The 19127-nt window shown below is 70.5% G+C and carries 17 protein-coding genes; all 17 read left to right on the top strand.

Features of this window, described 5'->3' with window-relative positions; translation table 11 throughout:
- Positions 1–209 precede the first annotated feature (209 nt).
- The 17 genes from thrB (at position 210) to atpA (ending at position 19124) form a co-directional block, all read left to right on the top strand.
- Positions 210–1139 (top strand): homoserine kinase, encoded by a 930-nt coding sequence (thrB, locus tag ACIQFU_RS33715; protein ID WP_402556727.1) that lies wholly within the window; start codon positions 210–212, stop codon positions 1137–1139.
- 432 nt (positions 1140–1571) lie between these two features.
- Positions 1572–3680 carry a transcription termination factor Rho gene (gene rho / locus ACIQFU_RS33710; protein ID WP_402556725.1) on the top strand — a complete coding sequence of 703 codons (2109 nt, stop codon included), beginning with the start codon at positions 1572–1574 and terminating at the stop codon, positions 3678–3680.
- A gap of 213 nt (positions 3681–3893) precedes the next feature.
- Positions 3894–5684, top strand: coding sequence for a trypsin-like serine protease (locus tag ACIQFU_RS33705; protein WP_402556723.1), 1791 nt, complete (start codon positions 3894–3896; stop codon positions 5682–5684).
- A gap of 343 nt (positions 5685–6027) precedes the next feature.
- Positions 6028–7176, top strand: a complete 1149-nt coding sequence (locus ACIQFU_RS33700; RefSeq protein ID WP_402556722.1) for an LCP family protein — start codon at positions 6028–6030, stop codon at positions 7174–7176.
- 196 nt (positions 7177–7372) lie between these two features.
- Complete coding sequence (rpmE, locus tag ACIQFU_RS33695; RefSeq protein WP_003973638.1) at positions 7373–7597, top strand: 50S ribosomal protein L31; 225 nt, start codon at positions 7373–7375, stop codon at positions 7595–7597.
- A 108-nt stretch (positions 7598–7705) separates the two neighbouring features.
- Positions 7706–8782, top strand: a complete 1077-nt coding sequence (gene prfA, locus ACIQFU_RS33690) for a peptide chain release factor 1 (protein WP_373902399.1) — start codon at positions 7706–7708, stop codon at positions 8780–8782.
- Positions 8783–8861: 79 nt separating this feature from the next.
- Positions 8862–9707: a peptide chain release factor N(5)-glutamine methyltransferase gene (gene prmC, locus ACIQFU_RS33685; RefSeq protein ID WP_402556719.1), complete on the top strand. Its 846-nt coding sequence runs from the start codon at positions 8862–8864 to the stop codon at positions 9705–9707.
- A 56-nt stretch (positions 9708–9763) separates the two neighbouring features.
- Entirely contained in the window at positions 9764–10411 is a 648-nt protein-coding gene (locus ACIQFU_RS33680; protein WP_030187245.1) for an L-threonylcarbamoyladenylate synthase, read from the top strand.
- The gene (locus tag ACIQFU_RS33675) at positions 10408–11088 is read left to right on the top strand and encodes a protein-tyrosine-phosphatase (protein WP_402556717.1); all 681 of its coding nucleotides are present in this window, start codon (positions 10408–10410) and stop codon (positions 11086–11088) included. Before ACIQFU_RS33680 ends, ACIQFU_RS33675 begins: the two co-directional genes overlap by 4 nt.
- Before the next feature lie 85 nt (positions 11089–11173).
- Positions 11174–12430 carry a serine hydroxymethyltransferase gene (gene glyA / locus ACIQFU_RS33670; RefSeq protein ID WP_402556758.1) on the top strand — a complete coding sequence of 419 codons (1257 nt, stop codon included), beginning with the start codon at positions 11174–11176 and terminating at the stop codon, positions 12428–12430.
- A 142-nt stretch (positions 12431–12572) separates the two neighbouring features.
- Positions 12573–13877 carry an MraY family glycosyltransferase gene (locus tag ACIQFU_RS33665; RefSeq protein ID WP_402556715.1) on the top strand — a complete coding sequence of 435 codons (1305 nt, stop codon included), beginning with the start codon at positions 12573–12575 and terminating at the stop codon, positions 13875–13877.
- 262 nt (positions 13878–14139) lie between these two features.
- Positions 14140–14574: a hypothetical protein gene (locus ACIQFU_RS33660; RefSeq protein ID WP_402556714.1), complete on the top strand. Its 435-nt coding sequence runs from the start codon at positions 14140–14142 to the stop codon at positions 14572–14574.
- Between the two features lie 210 nt (positions 14575–14784).
- Complete coding sequence (atpB, locus tag ACIQFU_RS33655; protein WP_402556712.1) at positions 14785–15624, top strand: F0F1 ATP synthase subunit A; 840 nt, start codon at positions 14785–14787, stop codon at positions 15622–15624.
- Positions 15625–15698: 74 nt separating this feature from the next.
- Positions 15699–15923: an ATP synthase F0 subunit C gene (gene atpE, locus ACIQFU_RS33650; protein WP_402556710.1), complete on the top strand. Its 225-nt coding sequence runs from the start codon at positions 15699–15701 to the stop codon at positions 15921–15923.
- Between the two features lie 42 nt (positions 15924–15965).
- Positions 15966–16526, top strand: a complete 561-nt coding sequence (locus ACIQFU_RS33645) for a F0F1 ATP synthase subunit B (RefSeq protein WP_007387655.1) — start codon at positions 15966–15968, stop codon at positions 16524–16526.
- A 5-nt stretch (positions 16527–16531) separates the two neighbouring features.
- Positions 16532–17347 carry a F0F1 ATP synthase subunit delta gene (locus ACIQFU_RS33640; RefSeq protein WP_402556756.1) on the top strand — a complete coding sequence of 272 codons (816 nt, stop codon included), beginning with the start codon at positions 16532–16534 and terminating at the stop codon, positions 17345–17347.
- A 187-nt stretch (positions 17348–17534) separates the two neighbouring features.
- Positions 17535–19124, top strand: coding sequence for a F0F1 ATP synthase subunit alpha (gene atpA, locus ACIQFU_RS33635; protein WP_402556708.1), 1590 nt, complete (start codon positions 17535–17537; stop codon positions 19122–19124).
- Positions 19125–19127 lie beyond the last annotated feature (3 nt).

The following is a 19127-nucleotide window of genomic DNA, read 5'->3' as shown; positions in this document are numbered from 1 at the left end:
GCATCGTGCGCCTCCTGTGCGCCCTATGTCGCCAGGGAACCTTCCTTCGATAGGCTGTCCCCAACCCGCCTGCCGCATATGCCGCGGTGCCGCGCCGTCTCCGCGGTCGGTACGGGCCGGCCGTTCGACAGGAAGCGGCGAGCCCCAGGGTCCCGTACGTCATCGAATGTCATTCGACAGTCCCGCAGCTCAAGGAGAGTCATCTAGCGATGGCCGGTCCAGCGTTCCGCGCCGCCGCCGTCAGGGTGCGCGTCCCCGCCACCAGCGCCAATCTCGGTCCGGGCTTCGACGCCCTGGGACTCGCGCTGGGGCTGTACGACGACGTGGTCGTCCGGGTGGCCGACTCCGGGCTGCACATCGACATCGCGGGTGAGGGCAGCGAGACCCTCCCGCGCGACGAGAAGCACCTTCTGATCCGCTCGCTGCGCACCGCCTTCGACCTGCTCGGCGGACAGCCGCGCGGCCTGGAGATCGTCTGCGCCAACCGCATTCCGCACGGTCGCGGCCTCGGCTCCTCCTCCGCCGCCATCTGCGCCGGCATCGTCGCCGCGCGCGCGGTGACCATAGGCGGCGAGGCCCGCCTCGACGACGCCGCGCTGCTCGACCTCGCCACCGAGATCGAGGGCCACCCCGACAACGTGGCGGCCTGTCTGCTGGGTGGTTTCACCCTGTCCTGGATGGATTCCGGCGCCGCCCGGGCGATCAGGATGGAGCCCTCCGATTCCATCGTTCCGGTGGTTTTCGTGCCCGGAAAGCCGGTACTGACCCAGACCGCGCGCGGCCTGCTCCCGCGCCACGTCCCGCACGTCGACGCCGCCGCCAACGCCGGCCGCGCCGCGCTGCTCGTCGAGGCCCTCACCAGGCGCCCCGAGCTGCTGCTGCCGGCCACCGAGGACCGCCTGCACCAGGAGTACCGCGCACCGGCCATGCCGGAGAGCGCGGCGCTGGTGGAACGGCTGCGCGGCGACGGCATCCCCGCGGTGATCTCGGGTGCCGGACCCACGGTGATGGCCCTGGCCGACGCCGACACGGCCGACAAGGTCGAGGCGCTGGCCGGAACGGACTGGGCGGCCAATCGGCTCGGTCTGGACGGGCAGGGCGCCAGCGTCCTGCCGCTGGCGACATCCGGTGACATTTAGACGCGCAAGCGGTTGCCGGATTTCGAGAGGGGGAATGTTTGTTGGATCCGGTAGTGTTAACCTCAAGTCTGCACCCGACCCCACCATGGCGAGGTGCCTCGTGTCCCCGTCCGGGACAGACATTCTTCCGGGAGCCCCCCAAGCCGCATCGTGCAGTGGATGTCGTACGTGATCAGTACGGCCGACACGGGCATTGAGCGGCCCGCCGGTGGGGGTCACCCCCTCTGGGGGAGTTTCGGAACCGGTGCGACCACGCCGCCTGACACAGACACCGGGTGCCACGGCTAGGGGAAGCGCCATCACCAGATATCTCTTCCGCCGTTCAGGCGGACCACCGCCCCGGCACGGTTCGCACAGCAAGGACCGAAGCCGGACAGCACAACCGGTCGCCGAGCCAGACAGGCCGACGTCCGCTCCAGGGAAGGACCCTTCGTGAGCGACACCACCGATCTGATGGGCGCACGTGTCGAGGAGACCGCTGCCGCGCCCGCCACGGACGCCTCCGCGCCTGCCAGCGGTGCCGGCTCCCGGCGGCGCCGCGGTACCGGCCTCGAGGGCATGGTGCTGGCCGAGCTGCAGCAGGTCGCATCCGGCCTCGGTATCAGGGGCACCGCGCGGATGCGCAAGAGCCAGCTGATCGAGGTCATCAAGGAGGCGCAGGCCGCAGGGGGAGCCCCCGCCAAGGCCGCGCCCGACGCCGCGGACGCCGCCGGCGAGACCAAGCCGAAGCGCCGCAGCACCTCCCGGGCCCGTACGGGCGACGAGGCATCCGCCGAGAAGGCGGGGAGCGCGGAGAAGACCGGCAAGGCCGACAAGAAGGCGGACAAGGCTGCCGCCGACAAGGCCGCCGACCAGCAGCAGATCGAGATTCCCGGTCAGCCGTCCCCCAAGGTCAACGCCTCGGCCGAGCAGACCGCTCCCGCCGACGACGCCCCCTCCGAGCGCCGTCGTCGCCGGGCCACCGCCGACGCGGGCAGCCCGTCCGGCGGCACCGAGACGGTCGCCGTCGAGACCCGCGGCGAGACGAAGTCCGACGCGTCGGCCCAGCAGCAGTCGCAGCAGGGCCAGGGCCACCAGCAGGGCCAGGGCGACGCCCGCTCCGACGGCGAGGGCGGCGAGGGCCGCCGTCGCGACCGCCGTGACCGTGGCGACCGGGGTGACCGTGGCGACCGCGGTGACCGCGGCGGCCGGGACCGGCGAAGCAAGGGCGACGACCAGCAGCAGGGCGGCGGTCGCCAGGACCGTCAGCAGCAGGGCGGCGGACGCCAGGACCGTCAGCAGCACGACGACGGCTACGACGACGACGGCGGCGGCCGCCGCGGCCGCCGGGGCCGTTACCGGGACCGCCGGGGCCGTCGCGGGCGCGACGAGATCGCCTCGGAGCCGCAGATCAACGAGGACGACGTCCTCATCCCGGTCGCCGGCATCCTCGACATCCTCGACAACTACGCGTTCATCCGGACCTCCGGCTACCTGCCCGGCCCCAACGACGTGTACGTCTCCCTCGCCCAGGTCCGCAAGAACGGCCTGCGCAAGGGCGACCACCTCACCGGTGCCGTGCGCCAGCCCAAGGAGGGCGAGCGCCGCGAGAAGTTCAACGCGCTGGTGCGCCTGGACTCGGTCAACGGCATGGCGCCCGAACACGGCCGCGGCCGCCCGGAGTTCAACAAGCTCACCCCGCTGTACCCGCAGGACCGCCTCCGCCTGGAGACGGACCCCGGCGTCCTCACGACCCGCATCATCGACCTCGTCGCGCCCATCGGAAAGGGCCAGCGCGGTCTGATCGTGGCCCCGCCGAAGACCGGCAAGACCATGATCATGCAGGCGATCGCCAACGCCATCACGCACAACAACCCCGAGTGCCACCTGATGGTCGTCCTGGTCGACGAGCGTCCGGAAGAGGTCACCGACATGCAGCGGTCGGTGAAGGGCGAGGTCATCTCCTCGACCTTCGACCGCCCCGCCGAGGACCACACCACGGTCGCGGAGCTGGCCATCGAGCGTGCCAAGCGCCTGGTGGAGCTGGGTCACGACGTCGTCGTGCTGCTCGACTCGATCACGCGTCTGGGCCGTGCGTACAACCTCGCCGCCCCGGCGTCGGGCCGCATCCTGTCCGGTGGTGTCGACTCGACCGCCCTGTACCCGCCGAAGCGCTTCTTCGGTGCGGCCCGCAACATCGAGGACGGCGGTTCGCTGACCATCCTCGCCACCGCCCTGGTGGACACCGGGTCCCGCATGGACGAGGTCATCTTCGAGGAGTTCAAGGGCACCGGCAACGCCGAGCTCAAGCTCGACCGGAAGCTCGCCGACAAGCGCATCTTCCCCGCGGTGGACGTCGACGCGTCCGGCACCCGCAAGGAGGAGATCCTGCTCGGCAACGAGGAGCTCGCCGTCACCTGGAAGCTGCGCCGGGTGCTGCACGCCCTCGACCAGCAGCAGGCGATCGAGCTGCTCCTCGACAAGATGAAGCAGACCAAGTCGAACGTCGAATTCCTGATGCAGATCCAGAAGACGACCCCGACGCCCGGCAACGGCGACTGAGCCACCGCCGACCGGTCCGCAGTACGGAAGTCCCGCCTCGTCACTCGTGTGACGGGGCGGGACTTCCGGCTTGCGGGGCTTGTAGGATCAGCGCACTGCGGTGGGGGGGAACGTGTTTTCGGATACGCCCACGGGGTGATCAGTGCTGCCTTCACGGGCCCGCACCCATGGGCTGCTCTCTCCTGCCCGCGTCTACAGCGACAGGAGACCTGAGTGACATCTACTCCCCGAAGAGCCCGCCTTGCTCTTCCCGCGGCCGGCGCCGCACTCGCCCTGTCGGGTGCGGTCCTCGCGACCGCCCCCGCCCAGGCGTCCGGCGGGACCCCCGTCCCGCCCCGGCCGGCCGTCACCGAACGGCCCGCCACCGCGTCCCCGTCCGAGCTGGCACAACGGATCCAGGACTCCGGGGCGGCCCTCAAGGGCGACACCACGACCACCCCCGGCGCGCGGCCGAAGACCACCCCGAGCACCGAGGAACCGTCCGGCAGGGTCGACCCGAAGATCATCGGCGGCAGAGACGCGACCATCTCCGAGGCGCCGTGGATGGTGCAGCTGCACTACTACGACGACAAGGGCAACGACGACCCCGCCGACGACGAGGGCTACTTCTGCGGCGGCACCCTGGTGGCCCCGGCGAAGGTCCTGACCGCCGCGCACTGCGTGTACGGCCTGGACTGGTCGGAGCACGGGGCCGTCCTCGCCGGCACCGCCCAGCTGCCCGAGGGCACCGACCTGCACGGCGGCCGGGTCGCCGGCGTATGGCGCCAGTGGGTCAACCCCACGTACCGGCCGAGCAGCATCTCGGGCGGCGACCTGGCGGTGCTCACGCTGGGCGAGGCGCTGCCGTACAAGACGCTGCGGCCGACGACGAGCGACGACACCGCCTCCTACACCAACGGGGTCCCGGCGACGGTCTACGGCTGGGGGCGCACCAGCTCCACCAGCCAGGACATCTCACCGACGCTGAAGAAGGCGACCGTGCCGATGCGCTCGGACGCCTCCTGCACCTCGTACTGGGGCTCCGAGTTCGTGCCCGGTCAGATGGCCTGCGCCGGGGACCCGGCCGCCGGGCAGGACGCCGGTACGGTCTCCCCGTGCAACGGCGACTCCGGCGGCCCGCTGGTGGTCAACGGGCGGATCGCCGGTGTCGTCTCCTGGGGCGTCGAGGACTGCGTCGCCTCGGGCGCCCACAGCGTCTACGCCAAGGTCGCCACCTACGTCGGCGAGGTCAACTCCCGCGTCGACGACACCGACCTCGACTTCGACGGCCTGGCGGACCTCTTCGCCCGTACCCCCGGCGGCGAGGCCTACGAGTACTACTCCCTCGGCGACCAGTGGCCCTACCTGGACAACCGCGTCGCGCTCGACGGCTGGGGCACGCTGAGCCTGGTGCGCCAGGGCGACCTGGACCGCGACTTCTTCCAGGACTACGTGTTCCGCGCCCCGGACGGCGTGCTGTACACGTTCGCCTTCAACGGGGACGACCGCTACGAGACGATCCGTGTCGGCGGCGGCTGGAACGCGATGAACGACATCCGCGTCCCGGGCGACCTCTCCGGCGACGCCCTGCCCGACCTGGTCGCCAAGGACAAGGACGGCGTCCTGTGGCTCTACCCCGGCAAGGGCGACGGCACCTTCGGCAGCCGGGTCCGGATCGGCGGCGGCTGGGCCAAGTACACGATCACCGGCAAGGGCGACTACGACCGCGACGGCAGGGCCGACCTGCTGGCGCGGGACGGCTCGGGCGTCCTGTGGCTCTACCCGGGCACCGGGAAGGCCGCGCCGGCGCTCGGCACCCCGGTCAGGGTCGGCGGCGGCTGGTCCGTCTACAGCGCCTTCGCCACCGCCGGTGACGTCACCGGCGACGGCAGGCCCGACCTGCTGGCCCGCGACACCTCCGGTGTGATGTGGCTGTACAAGGGCACCGGCAAGTCGGGCACGACGACGTTCAAGACCCGCGTGCGGGTCGGGGGCGGCTGGAACGCGTTCGACCTCCTCGGCTGAGCCGGCGCTCCCGGGCAGGGGCCGTCTCCACCGCGGGGGCGGCCCCTTCGCCGTCGGTCTCCACCTGCGACCTTCGCCACATGCGACGCCCCGGCCGGCGTCCCGGCGGGTCCGGACCGGTGCGCGCGCCTTCCCAGGTCAGGGCGGCGCCTCACGGCCCATCGAACACGCTCCGTCACCGTTTCCCCACCGGGTCGCCACAGTCCGTTGTGCAACCCTGTCCCGAGTTCCGCCGTCTGAGCTACGGAGGGACCATGGTGAGGTACCGGCGCCCCAGCCGCCGGACCGACCGACCCGACCCTGAGCGCAGGGGGTAACCGACCGGACGAACACCGAGGAGCCCATGTCCGCCGAGAGCACGCCGGATCCCGCGATACCCGGCCCCGGCCAGTCCCGCCCCACCGGACCCGGCCGCCGGGGCAAGGGCCGCCGCCGCAGGCCCAGAACGGGCCGGCGCAAGGCCCTGCTCGTCGCGGCCTGGAGCGCGGCCGGCATCGTGGTCCTGGGCGGCACCGGAGCGGGAGTCCTGTACTTCAAGCTCAACGGCAACCTCACCAGCGTCGACATCGACCAGGCGCTCGGCGCCGACCGGCCCGAGAAGGCCGACAACGGCTCCGAGAACATCCTGGTCCTCGGCTCCGACACCCGTTCCGGCGGCAACAGGAAGCTCGGCGGCGGCACCGACGACGGCACCGCCCGCTCGGACACGGCGATGATCGTGCACGTCTACAAGGGGCACAAGAAGGCCAGCGTGGTCTCCGTCCCGCGCGACACCCTCGTCGACCGCCCCGACTGCACCGACACCGACGGCGACGACCACCCCGCGGCCGACGGCGTGATGTTCAACTCCGCCTACTCCACCGGCGGCGCCGCCTGCGCCGTGAAGACCGTCGAGTCGATCAGCGGCCTGCGCATGGACCACTACCTGGAGGTCGACTTCAGCGGCTTCCAGCACCTCGTCGACGACCTCGGCGGCGTCCAGGTCACCACCAGCGAGGACATCAAGGACCCCGACAGCCACCTCGATCTCACGGCCGGCACCCACCGCCTCGACGGCGAGCAGGCCCTCGGCCTGGTCCGCACCCGGCACGGCGTCGGCGACGGCTCCGACCTCGGCCGCATCCAGCTCCAGCAGGCCTTCGTCAAGGCCCTGGTCGACCAGGTCAAGGACGTCGGCCTGCTCGGCAACCCCAAGAAGCTGTACGACATCGCCGACACCGCCACCAAGACCGTCACCACCGACTCCGACCTCGGCTCGGTGAACTCCCTGATGTCCTTCGCGAGCGGCCTGAAGGGCATCGGCCCGGACAAGATGCACATGGTCACCATGCCGGTGGCCTACGACCCCGCCGACGCCAACCGCGTCCTGGTCGAGAAGGACAAGGCCCAGCAGGTCTGGACGGCCCTGAAGAACGACCGCCCGATCCCGGAGTCGGCCACGGAGGGCACGGCGACGGGTGAAGCGAAGGGCGTGGTGAACAGCGCCCCGTAAGAGGCGCGGGACTGTGACATGTGCGGCTCCGCCGCGCGGGCGCGAGCACCCCCACCGGCCCGCAGGGAATAGCAGCCGGCACCCCCGGGTTTGGGAGGATGGCCCCAGTCCTGGCAGACTGGTACGTCGGCTCCGGTTCACGCTCCCGCACCCCGCGGCTGCGACCCGGCGCCCTCCCGGAACAGTAGGAGACACCTTGAAGCGCGACATCCACCCCGAGTACGTCGAGACGCAGGTCAGCTGCACCTGTGGCGCGTCGTTCACCACCCGCAGCACGATCGAGAGCGGCACCATCCGCGCCGAGGTCTGCTCCGAGTGCCACCCGTTCTACACGGGCAAGCAGAAGATCCTCGACACCGGTGGCCGCGTGGCCCGCTTCGAGGCCCGCTTCGGCAAGGCTTCCGCCGGCTCCAAGAAGTAGCGAGCCTCCAACCGCCGGTCCACGGCCGCATCCCCTGCCCGGGGAGCGCCGGGACCGGCGTTTTTGGTCGCCCGCCTTCCCTTTCCCACGCAGTAGCAGGAGCCCAAGATGTTCGAGGCCGTCGAGGAACTCGTCGCCGAGCACGCCGACCTGGAGAAGAAGCTCGCCGACCCGTCGGTCCACTCCGACCAGGCGAACGCGCGCAAGCTGAACAAGCGGTACGCCGAGCTGACCCCGATCGTCGCCACGTTCCGCTCCTGGAAGCAGACCGGCGACGACATGGAGACCGCGCGCGAGCTCGCCGCCGACGACCCCGACTTCGCCGCCGAGGTCAAGGAGCTGGACAAGCAGCGCGACGAGCTCACCGAGAAGCTGCGCCTGCTGCTCGTCCCGCGCGACCCCAGCGACGACAAGGACGTCATCCTCGAGATCAAGGCCGGCGCCGGCGGTGACGAGTCGGCGCTCTTCGCGGGCGACCTGCTGCGGATGTACCTGCGCTACGCCGAGCGGATCGGCTGGAAGACGGAGATCATCGACTCCACCGAGTCCGAGCTGGGCGGCTACAAGGACGTCCAGGTCGCCGTGAAGACCAAGGGCGGCCAGGGCGCCACCGAGCCCGGCCAGGGCGTCTGGGCCCGCCTCAAGTACGAGGGCGGCGTGCACCGCGTGCAGCGCGTCCCCGCGACCGAGTCCCAGGGCCGTATCCACACCTCCGCGGCGGGTGTCCTCGTGACCCCCGAGGCCGAGGAGATCGACGTCGAGATCAACCCGAACGACCTCCGCATCGACGTCTACCGGTCCTCGGGACCCGGCGGCCAGTCCGTCAACACCACCGACTCCGCCGTGCGCATCACGCACATCCCGACCGGAGTCGTCGCCTCCTGCCAGAACGAGAAGAGCCAGCTGCAGAACAAGGAGCAGGCGATGCGTATCCTGCGCTCCAGGCTGCTCGCGGCGGCGCAGGAGGAGGCGGAGAAGGAGGCCGCGGACGCCCGCCGCAGCCAGGTCCGCACCGTCGACCGCTCCGAGAAGATCCGCACGTACAACTTCCCGGAGAACCGCATCTCGGACCACCGCGTCGGCTTCAAGGCGTACAACCTGGACCAGGTCCTGGACGGCGACCTCGACTCGGTGATCCAGGCATGCGTCGACGCCGACTCGGCGGCCAAGCTCGCCGCCGCGTAGGCCCCGCAGCCGCACCGCACGCACCGCATACGCACCCGCACCCCGTACCGGACGACCAGCTCAGCCCCGGAGGACCAGCGTGAACCTGCTGCTCGCGGAGGTGGCCCAGGCCACCCAGCGGCTGGCCGACGCCGGCGTGCCCTCGCCGCGCACCGACGCGGAGGAACTCGCCGCGTACCTGCACGGCGTGAAGCGGGGCGAGCTGCACACCGTGCCCGACGCGGACTTCGACGCCCGGTACTGGGAGGTCGTCGCCCGCCGGGAGGCGCGCGAGCCGCTCCAGCACATCACCGGCCGCGCCTACTTCCGCTACCTGGAGCTCCAGGTCGGACCCGGCGTCTTCGTGCCCCGCCCCGAGACCGAGTCGGTCGTCGGCTGGGCCATAGACGCGGTGCGCGCCATGGACGTCGTCGAGCCCTGCATCGTCGACCTGTGCACCGGCTCGGGCGCCATCGCGCTCGCGCTCGCCCAGGAGGTGCCGCGCTCGCGCGTGTACGCCGTGGAGCTGTCCGAGGACGCCCTGAAGTGGACGCGCAGGAACATGGAGGGGTCCAGGGTCGAACTGCGCCAGGGCGACGCCCTGACCGCCTTCCCGGACCTCGACGGGCAGGTCGACCTGGTCGTCTCCAACCCGCCGTACATCCCGCTCACCGAGTGGGAGTACGTCGCCCCCGAGGCCCGCGACCACGATCCCGGGCTGGCCCTGTTCTCCGGCGAGGACGGCCTCGACCTCATCCGCGGCCTGGAACGCACCGCGCACCGCCTGCTGCGTCCCGGCGGCGTGGTCGTCGTCGAGCACGCCGACACCCAGGGCGGCCAGGTGCCGTGGATCTTCACCGAGGAGCGGGGCTGGGCCGACGCCGCCGACCACCCCGACCTCAACAACCGGCCCAGGTTCGCGACCGCCCGCAAGGCACTGCCGTGAGCGACCGCGTCCCCATGACTTCGATCCCGCAGTACGTGTACGAGGAGGCCCGCTAAATGGCACGGCGTTACGACACCAACGACGCGACCGACCGAGTGACCGGTCTGCGCGAGGCCGCGTCCGCCGTCCGCCGTGGCGAGCTCGTGGTGCTGCCGACGGACACCGTGTACGGCATCGGCGCCGACGCCTTCACCGCGGAGGCCGTCGGCGACCTGCTGGAGGCCAAGGGACGCGGCCGCAACATGCCCTCCCCGGTCCTCATCGGCTCGCCCAACACCCTGCACGGCCTCGTCACGGACTTCTCCGAGATGGCCTGGGAACTGGTCGACGCCTTCTGGCCCGGCGCGCTGACGCTGGTCGCCAAGCACCAGCCGTCCCTGCAGTGGGACCTCGGCGAGACCCGCGGCACGGTCGCCGTCCGGATGCCGCTGCACCCCGTCGCCATCGAGCTGCTCACCGAGGTCGGCCCCATGGCCGTCTCCTCCGCCAACCTGACCGGCCACCCGGCCCCCGAGGACTGCGACGCCGCTCAGCAGATGCTCGGCGACTCCGTCTCCGTCTACCTCGACGGCGGCCCCACCCCCGGCATCGTCCCGTCGTCCATCGTCGACGTCACCCGCGAGGTGCCGGTCCTGCTGCGCGCGGGCGCGCTCTCGGCGGAGGAGCTGCGCAAGGTGGTACCCGACCTCGAGGTGGCGAATTGACGGCCCCTGAGACGGGGCGTGGCATAGGCAACGGGGAACGCGCCGCGGAGATCACGACCACGTTCGTCGGACTTCCGCGCGACAGCTTCCGCATCCTCCACGTCAGCACCGGAAACGTCTGCCGCTCGCCCATCACCGAGCGGCTGACCCGGCACGCGGTGCAGGAGCGGCTCGGCGTGCTGGGCGGCGGCCTGATCGTGGAGAGCGCCGGCACCTGGGGCCACGAGGGCGCCCCCATGGAGGCGAACGCCGAGACGGTCCTCGCGGACTTCGGCGCCGACCCGGCCGGGTTCACCGGCCGCGAGCTGCTCGACGAGCACGTGATCCGCGCCGACCTGGTGCTCACCGCGACCCGCGACCACCGGGCCCAGGTCATCTCCATGGGCCACTCGGCGGGCCTGCGCACCTTCACCCTCAAGGAGTTCACCCGCCTGGTGAACGCCATCGACCCGGCGACGCTCCCTCCCCTGGAGGACGGCGTGGTCGTCCGCGCACGCGCGCTGGTCCGCGCGGCCGCGGCTCTACGCGGGTGGCTCCTCGCGCCGACGGCGGAGGCGGACGAGGTGTACGACCCGTACGGCGCCCCGCTGACGTTCTTCCGCTCGATCGGCGACGAGATACACCAGGCCCTGGACCCGGTCGTGACCGCGCTGACGGGGGTTCCCGCGCGGACGTAGGCCCGCCGTGGGCACACCGGGCGGCTTCGTCGTGCCGGGCCTACATTGGTCGTACGTCACCGTCGACGCACGCCCGGAGCGCACCATGTCGGTCACCCACGACATCATCGAGGCCGATGACAGCTCGCTCGGAGTCCTGCCGCGCCAGGATCCCGAGCTGGCCGAGATCCTGTTCGCCGAGGGCCGTCGGCAGGCGACGACCCTGCAGCTGATCGCCGCCGAGAACTTCACGTCCCCCGCCGTGCTGGCCGCCCTCGGCTCCCCGGCGGCCAACAAGTACGCCGAGGGCTACCCGGGCGCCCGTCACCACGGCGGCTGCGAGATCGTCGACGTCGCCGAGCGGCTGGCCGTCGAGCGCGCCCAGGCCCTCTTCGGCGCCGAGCACGCCAACGTGCAGTCCCACTCCGGCTCCTCCGCCGTGCTGGCCGCCTACGCCGCCCTCCTGCGCCCCGGCGACACCGTCCTCGCCCTCGGCCTGCCCCACGGCGGCCACCTCACCCACGGCTCGCCCGCCAACTTCTCCGGCCGCTGGTTCGACTTCGTCGGCTACGGCGTGGACGCCGAGAGCGGGCTGATCGACTACGAGCAGGTGCGCACCCTGGCCCGCGCCCGGCGGCCCAAGGCGATCGTGTGCGGCTCCATCGCCTACCCCCGCCACCTCGACTACGCCGCCTTCCGCGACATCGCCGACGAGGTGGGCGCCTACCTCATCGCGGACGCCGCCCACCCGATCGGGCTGGTCGCCGGGGGAGCGGCGCCCAGCCCGGTGCCGTACGCCGACATCGTGTGCGCCACCACGCACAAGGTGCTGCGCGGCCCCCGCGGCGGCATGATCCTGTGCGGAAGCGAACTGGCCGAGCGGGTCGACCGCGCCGTCTTCCCGTTCACCCAGGGCGGCGCCCAGATGCACACCGTCGCCGCCAAGGCCGTCGCCTTCGGCCAGGCGGCGACGCCCGAGTACGCCGCCTACGCCCACCAGGTGGTCGCCAACGCCCGGGCGCTCGCGGCCCACCTGGCCGTCGAGGGCCTCGTCGTCACCACCGGCGGCACCGACACCCACCTGCTCACCGCCGACCCCGGCCCGCTCGGCCTCGACGGGAAGACCGCACGGGGGCGGCTCGCGGCGGCCGGGCTCGTCCTGGACTGCTGCGCCCTGCCGCACGGCGACGCCCGCGGCCTGCGCCTGGGCACGGCGGCGGTGACCACGCAGGGCATGGGGGAGCGGGAGATGCGGGCGGTGGCGACGCTGCTCGCCGGGGTGCTGCGCGGGACGACGGACCCGGTCGCGGCACGGGCCGACGTACGGGACCTGACCGCGGAATTCCCCCCGTATCCGGACTGAGGACGGGTAGCCGTACAGGCGTGCACAGCCACACGTGCAACCATCGTCGCTACCCGGATGTCCTCAACCGTATGCGTGCGTCGCCAGACGCCTCGCTAGGGTGTGAGGTCGAGGATGGCCAGCGAGACCTGTGGGGAAGCCCGTGCGTGAATACCTGCTGACGCTCTGCATCACGGCCGCGGTGACGTATCTGCTGACAGGGCCGGTACGGAAGTTCGCGATCGTGGCGGGGGCGATGCCGGAGATCCGGGCACGCGACGTGCACCGGGAACCCACTCCGCGGCTCGGCGGGATCGCGATGTTCTTCGGGCTGTGCGCGGGCCTGCTGGTCGCCGACCACCTCACCAACCTCAGCGAGGTCTTCGAGAAGTCCAACGAGCCGCGCGCCCTGCTCTCCGGAGCGGCCCTGATCTGGCTGATCGGCGTCCTGGACGACAAGTTCGAGATCGACGCCCTGATCAAGCTGGGCGGCCAGATGATCGCCGCCGGCGTGATGGTGGTGCAGGGTCTGACCATCCTGTGGATCCCGCTGCCGGGCGTCGGCACGGTGGCGCTCACCCAGTGGCAGGGCACCCTGCTGACGGTGGCCCTCGTCGTCATCACCATCAACGCGGTCAACTTCGTGGACGGCCTGGACGGACTCGCGGCGGGCATGGTGTGCATCGCGGCGGCGGCGTTCTTCATGTACGCCTACCGGATCTGGTACTCGTACGGCATCGAAGCCGCTGCGCCCGCCTCGCTGTTCGCGGCCATCCTGATGGGCATGTGCCTGGGCTTCCTCCCGCACAACATGCACCCGGCCCGGATCTTCATGGGCGACTCCGGCTCCATGCTGATCGGGCTCGTGCTGGCGGCAGGCGCGATCTCCGTCACCGGGCAGGTCGACCCGGACGTGATGAAGCTGTTCTCCGGTTCCGAACGCAACGCCGTGCACCAGATGGTGCCCGTGTACATCCCGCTGCTGATGCCGCTGACCATCATCGCCATCCCGGCCGCCGACCTGATCCTGGCCATCGTGCGCCGCACCTGGCGCGGTCAGTCGCCGTTCGCCGCGGACCGGGGGCACCTGCACCACCGGCTGCTGGAGATCGGCCACTCGCACAGCCGCGCGGTGCTGATCATGTATTTCTTCTCGGCGTTGATCGCGTTCGGCGCGCTCGCCTACTCCGTGAACGCGGCGTCGATGTGGATCGTGCTGAGCGTCGTCTTCCTCAGCGCGATCGGCCTGGTCCTGCTCCTGCTGCCGCGCTTCACCCCGCGCGCCCCCCGCTGGGCCGAGGGCTTCGTCCCGCCGCGCTACCGGCGCCGCAGGGCGGCCGCAGCCACCGCGGACGAGGCCGGGACCGCGGCGGTCGAGGACGAGGGCGAGGAACGCGTTCCCGTGACCGTGGGAGTCTCGGGCGTCAACGGAGCGACCGCCGTCGGATCCCGTACGCGGACCAGGTAGGAGCGGCAAAATGCCGCATTACCAGACAAGTTGGCGCCGTAATGGCACAAACGCGCACGGTCACTCTCACGTGTGACACCAAGCACACTCAGAGGTAAAGACCTCATCAAATAGTTTGTGATACGGTTCACGAGTATCCCCCGGGTAGAGCCCAAGGACCGTAGTGCGACGGTCTCTTGTAAGTGAGGACCTCGTCCGGCTCGGGGCTACGCTCGTCCATGACGACACCTGCCCCCTGTGTGTTGAAAGCGGAGTTGCCGCCATGCCGTCCAATGACGTCCGGATCCTGCTTCAGGCTGCCGTGCCCACGGCTGCCGTCGGCGCTGTAGCCGCCGTCGTCAGCGCCGTGGTCGCCGGCGGCAAGGGCGCGGTCGGAGCCGTCGTCGCGACCGTGCTGGCGATGCTCTTCATGGGGATCGGGCTCTACGTCCTGCAGCGCACCGCCAAATCGCTTCCGCACCTTTTCCAGGCGATGGGCCTGATGCTCTACGCGGCACAGATCCTGCTGCTGTTCGTCTTCCTCGCCGCGTTCAAGAACACGACGCTGTTCAACCCCCGGTCCTTCGCGATCACTTTGGTCGTCGTCACGCTCGCGTGGATCGCCGCGCAGACGCGGGCGCACATGAAGGCCAAGATCCTCTACGTCGAGCCCGAATCGTCGAGCGAGAAGCCCGAGAAGACGGGCCACTCGTCGTGAGGGGTAGGGCCGGGATAAAGAGGCATGTGAAGTCCTGCTATCGTCCGGTGCCAACTGCGGCATCGCGGGCGCGGGCATCCGAGCTGACGCCTGCTGAATCGCGAGGCGAGATGCCCCACTGCCGCCCCCACATCCGTAACACCAGTCCCGTGCCGAACAGCGGTTACGCGCCGCGCCGACACAACGAGGTTGCCGTACCCATGCGCCACGATGAAGGAGCCCGCGGTGAGTGCTGACCCGACGCAGGTGCTCGCCTTCGAGACCGACTGCCACCTGTTCGACGGGTGTGGCTTCCCGGCTCCCGGCCTGCACTCGTTCCTCTTCGAGCCGCTCTGGGGCAACGCAGACGGCAACGGCATGTACTTCAACAAGCCGATGCTGCTCGCCCTGCTCGGCTCACTCGTCATCGTGGGCTTCTTCTGGGCCGCCTTCAACAAGCCGAAGGTTGTCCCGGGCAAGTTCCAGATGGTCGCCGAGTCCGGCTACGACTTCATCCGTCGCGGCGTGGTCTACGAGACGATCGGCAAGAAGGAAGGCGAGAAGTACGTCCCGCTCGTCGTGACGCTCTTCTTCTTCGTCTGGATGATGAACCTCTGGTCGGTCATCCCGGTCGCCCAGTTCCCGGTCACCTCGATCATCGCCTACCCGATGGTCCTGGCCCTGATCGTCTACGTCCTGTGGGTCTCGCTCACCTTCAAGCGCCACGGCTTCGTCGGCTTCTTCAAGAACGTCACCGGCTACGACAAGTCCCTCGGCGCGGTGCTGCCGCTGTCGATGACCATCGAGTTCTTCTCGAACCTGCTGGTCCGCCCGTTCACGCACGCCGTGCGGCTCTTCGCCAACATGTTCGCCGGCCACACGCTGCTGCTGCTCTTCACCATCGCCAGCTGGTACATGCTGAACGGCATCGGGATCGCCTACGCGGGCGTCTCGTTCGTGATGACGATCATCATGACGGCTTTCGAGCTGTTCATCCAGGCCGTGCAGGCGTACGTGTTCGTGCTGCTGACCTGCACCTACATCCAGGGCGCGCTCGCCGAGCACCACTGAGTCCCGCCCGGCCTCACACCCCAGCCGTCCGGTGGCCAACCCCCACCGGTCCGTAAAGAGAAGGAAGAACTGGCATGTCCACTACCCTTGCCGCTGTCGACGGTTCGCTCAGCTCCGTTGGTTACGGTCTGGCCGCCATCGGCCCCGGCGTCGGCGTCGGCATCATCTTCGGTAACGGCACCCAGGCCCTCGCCCGTCAGCCCGAGGCGGCCGGCCTGATCCGCGCCAACCAGATCCTCGGCTTCGCCTTCTGTGAGGCGCTCGCCCTCATCGGTCTCGTCATGCCCTTCGTCTACTAAGACGAAGACTGACGACCGACCCTTTCGACGAAAGGCATTGATGTGACTTCCGCCCTGGTTTTCCTGGCGGCTGAGGGTGAGAAGGAGAACCCCCTCATCCCGCCGTGGCCGGAGCTCGTCATCGGCCTGATCGCCTTCGTCATCGTCTTCGGCTTCCTCGCCAAGAAGCTCCTCCCGAACATCAACAAGGTTCTGGAAGAGCGCCGCGAGGCCATCGAGGGCGGTATCGAGAAGGCCGAGGCCGCGCAGACCGAGGCCCAGAGCGTCCTCGAGCAGTACAAGGCGCAGCTCGCCGAGGCCCGGCACGAGGCCGCGCGACTGCGTCAGGAGGCGCAGGAGCAGGGCGCCACGCTCATCGCCGAGATGCGCGCGGAAGGCCAGCGGCAGCGTGAGGAGATCATCGCCGCCGGTCACGCCCAGATCCAGGCCGACCGCAAGGCCGCCGCGTCCGCGCTGCGCCAGGACGTCGGACAGCTGGCCACTCAGCTGGCCGGCAAGCTCGTCGGCGAGTCCCTCGAGGACCACGCCCGCCAGAGCCGCGTCATCGACCGCTTCCTGGACGAGCTGGACGACAAGGCGACGACGGCCGAGGCAACCCGATGAGTGGGATGCACGGAGCGAGCCGCGAGGCTCTTGCCGCCGCACGCGAGCGTCTCGACGCGCTGACGGACTCCACGTCCGTGGACGCCGGCTCGCTCGCCGACGAGCTGGCCGCCGTCACCGCGCTGCTCCACCGCGAGGTGTCGCTGCGTCGGGTCCTCACCGACCCGGCGCAGTCGGGCGAGGCCAAGGCCGAGCTCGCCCAGCGTCTCCTCGGCACCCAGGTCAGCGGCCAGGCCGTCGACCTGGTGGCCGGCATGGTGCGCTCCCGCTGGTCGCAGTCCCGCGACCTGGTGGACGCGCTGGAGGAGCTGGCGAACACCGCCGACCTCACCGCCGCCCAGAAGCGGGGCCGGCTCGACAACGTGGAGGACGAGCTGTTCCGGTTCGGCCGGATCGTCTCCTCCAACACCGAGCTGCGTGCCGCGCTCACCAACCGGTCGGCCACCACCGCGGCCAAGGGCGAGCTGCTGCGCGACCTGCTCGGCGGCCGGTCGGAGCGGACCACCGAGCGTGTGGTGACGCGCCTTGTCACCGCGCCGCGTGGACGTAGCCTGGAGTCGGGACTCGAGTCCCTGTCCAAGCTCGCCGCCGAGCGGCGGGACCGGATGGTCGCCGTGGTCACCTCGGCGGTGCCGCTGAGCGACACGCAGAAGCAGCGCCTCGGCGCGGCCCTCGCGAAGGTCTACGGCCGGCCGATGCACCTCAACCTCGACGTGGACCCCGAGGTTCTCGGCGGGATCCGGGTGCAGGTCGGTGACGAGGTCATCAACGGCTCCATCGCGGACCGTCTGGAGGACGCCGGCCGCCGCCTGGCGAGCTGACGCCTCCCGCGACGGCGGTCGCGACAACAGCACAGCAGCACATCAGTAACAGAGCAGTAGCAGTACGTACTTACGACGGCCCTGGTTGGGCCGTGCAGAGGATTCACCTCTCATTGGGGGGAGTCCCGACTCGTGGAATACCCCCCAAGTGAAACTTCGGGCCCAACAAGGAGAGCAGGGAACTCAGATGGCGGAGCTCACGATCCGGCCGGAGGAGATCCGGGACGCACTGGAGAACTTCGTCCAGTCGTACAAGCCGGACGCGGCCTCGCGCGAGGAGGTCGGTACGGTCACCCTTGCCGGCGACGGCATCGCGAAGGTCGAGGGCCTGCCCTCGGCCATGGCCAACGAACTGCTGAAGTTCGAGGACGGCACCCTCGGCCTCGCCCTCAACCTCGAGGAGCGCGAGATCGGTGCCATCGTCCTCGGTGAGTTCAGCGGCATCGAGGAGGGGCAGCCGGTCTCGCGTACCGGTGAGGTCCTCTCCGTGGCCGTCGGCGAGGGCTACCTCGGCCGCGTTGTCGACCCGCTCGGCAACCCGATCGACGGCCTCGGCGAGATCGAGACGTCCGGCCGCCGCGCCCTCGAGCTGCAGGCCCCCACGGTCATGCAGCGCAAGTCGGTGCACGAGCCGATGGAGACCGGCTACAAGGCCGTCGACGCCATGACCCCGATCGGCCGCGGTCAGCGTCAGCTGATCATCGGCGACCGGCAGACCGGCAAGACCGCCCTGGCCGTCGACACGATCATCAACCAGCGCGACAACTGGCGCACCGGCGACCCGAACAAGCAGGTCCGCTGCATCTACGTCGCCATCGGCCAGAAGGGCTCCACCATCGCGTCCGTGCGCGGCGCGCTGGAGGAGAACGGCGCGCTGGAGTACACGACCATCGTGGCCGCCCCGGCGTCCGACCCGGCCGGCTTCAAGTACCTGGCGCCGTACACCGGCTCGGCCATCGGCCAGCAGTGGATGTACGAGGGCAAGCACGTCCTGATCATCTTCGACGACCTGTCGAAGCAGGCCGACGCCTACCGCGCCGTGTCGCTGCTGCTGCGCCGCCCGCCGGGCCGCGAGGCCTACCCGGGTGACGTCTTCTACCTGCACTCCCGTCTGCTGGAGCGCTGCGCGAAGCTCTCCGACGCCGAGGGCGCCGGCTCGATGACCGGCCTGCCGATCGTCGAGACCAAGGCCAACGACGTGTCGGCCTTCATCCCGACCAACGTCATCTCGATCACCGACGGCCAGTGCTTCCTTGAGTCCGACCTGTTCAACGCCGGTCAGCGCCCGGCCCTGAACGTCGGTATCTCGGTCTCCCGCGTCGGTGGCTCCGCCCAGCACAAGGCGATGCGCCAGGTCTCCGGCCGACTGCGCGTGGACCTCGCCCAGTTCCGCGAGCTGGAGGCGTTCGCCGCCTTCGGTTCCGACCTGGACGCGGCCTCGAAGTCGCAGCTGGAGCGCGGTCAGCGCATGGTCGAGCTGCTCAAGCAGAACCAGTACGAGCCGATGGCCACCGAGGACCAGGTCGTCTCCGTCTGGGCCGGTACCAACGGCAAGATGGACGAGGTGCCGGTCGCCGACATCCGCCGCTTCGAGAAGGAGCTGCTCGAGTACCTGCACCGCCAGGAGCAGGGCCTCATGACCTCCATCAAGGAGGGCGCCAAGATGTCGAACGACACCATCCAGGCCATCGACGACGCCGTCGCCGCGTTCAAGAAGCAGTTCGAGACCTCGGACGGCAAGCTGCTCGGCGAGGACGCCCCGTCCGCCGCCAAGTGACGT

Origin of the sequence: Streptomyces sp. NPDC093065 (assembly GCF_044754585.1) — a bacterium.
In the GTDB taxonomy this organism is placed as follows: Bacteria; Actinomycetota; Actinomycetes; order Streptomycetales; family Streptomycetaceae; genus Streptomyces.
The sequence above is the reverse complement of the archived record's forward strand: the minus strand, read 5'-3'. Positions and strand labels throughout refer to the sequence as shown.

What these genes read in the sequence shown, in the direction of transcription:
- glyA (WP_402556758.1), top strand. Translation starts at nt 11,174, where the DNA reads ATGTCGGTCACCCACGACATCATCGAGGCCGATGACAGCTCGCTCGGA.
- atpB (WP_402556712.1), top strand. Translation starts at nt 14,785, where the DNA reads ATGAAGGAGCCCGCGGTGAGTGCTGACCCGACGCAGGTGCTCGCCTTC.
- ACIQFU_RS33700 (WP_402556722.1), top strand. Translation starts at nt 6,028, where the DNA reads ATGTCCGCCGAGAGCACGCCGGATCCCGCGATACCCGGCCCCGGCCAG.
- atpE (WP_402556710.1), top strand. Translation starts at nt 15,699, where the DNA reads ATGTCCACTACCCTTGCCGCTGTCGACGGTTCGCTCAGCTCCGTTGGT.
- ACIQFU_RS33640 (WP_402556756.1), top strand. Translation starts at nt 16,532, where the DNA reads ATGCACGGAGCGAGCCGCGAGGCTCTTGCCGCCGCACGCGAGCGTCTC.
- atpA (WP_402556708.1), top strand. Translation starts at nt 17,535, where the DNA reads ATGGCGGAGCTCACGATCCGGCCGGAGGAGATCCGGGACGCACTGGAG.
- ACIQFU_RS33660 (WP_402556714.1), top strand. Translation starts at nt 14,140, where the DNA reads ATGCCGTCCAATGACGTCCGGATCCTGCTTCAGGCTGCCGTGCCCACG.
- ACIQFU_RS33680 (WP_030187245.1), top strand. Translation starts at nt 9,764, where the DNA reads ATGGCACGGCGTTACGACACCAACGACGCGACCGACCGAGTGACCGGT.
- prfA (WP_373902399.1), top strand. Translation starts at nt 7,706, where the DNA reads ATGTTCGAGGCCGTCGAGGAACTCGTCGCCGAGCACGCCGACCTGGAG.
- thrB (WP_402556727.1), top strand. Translation starts at nt 210, where the DNA reads ATGGCCGGTCCAGCGTTCCGCGCCGCCGCCGTCAGGGTGCGCGTCCCC.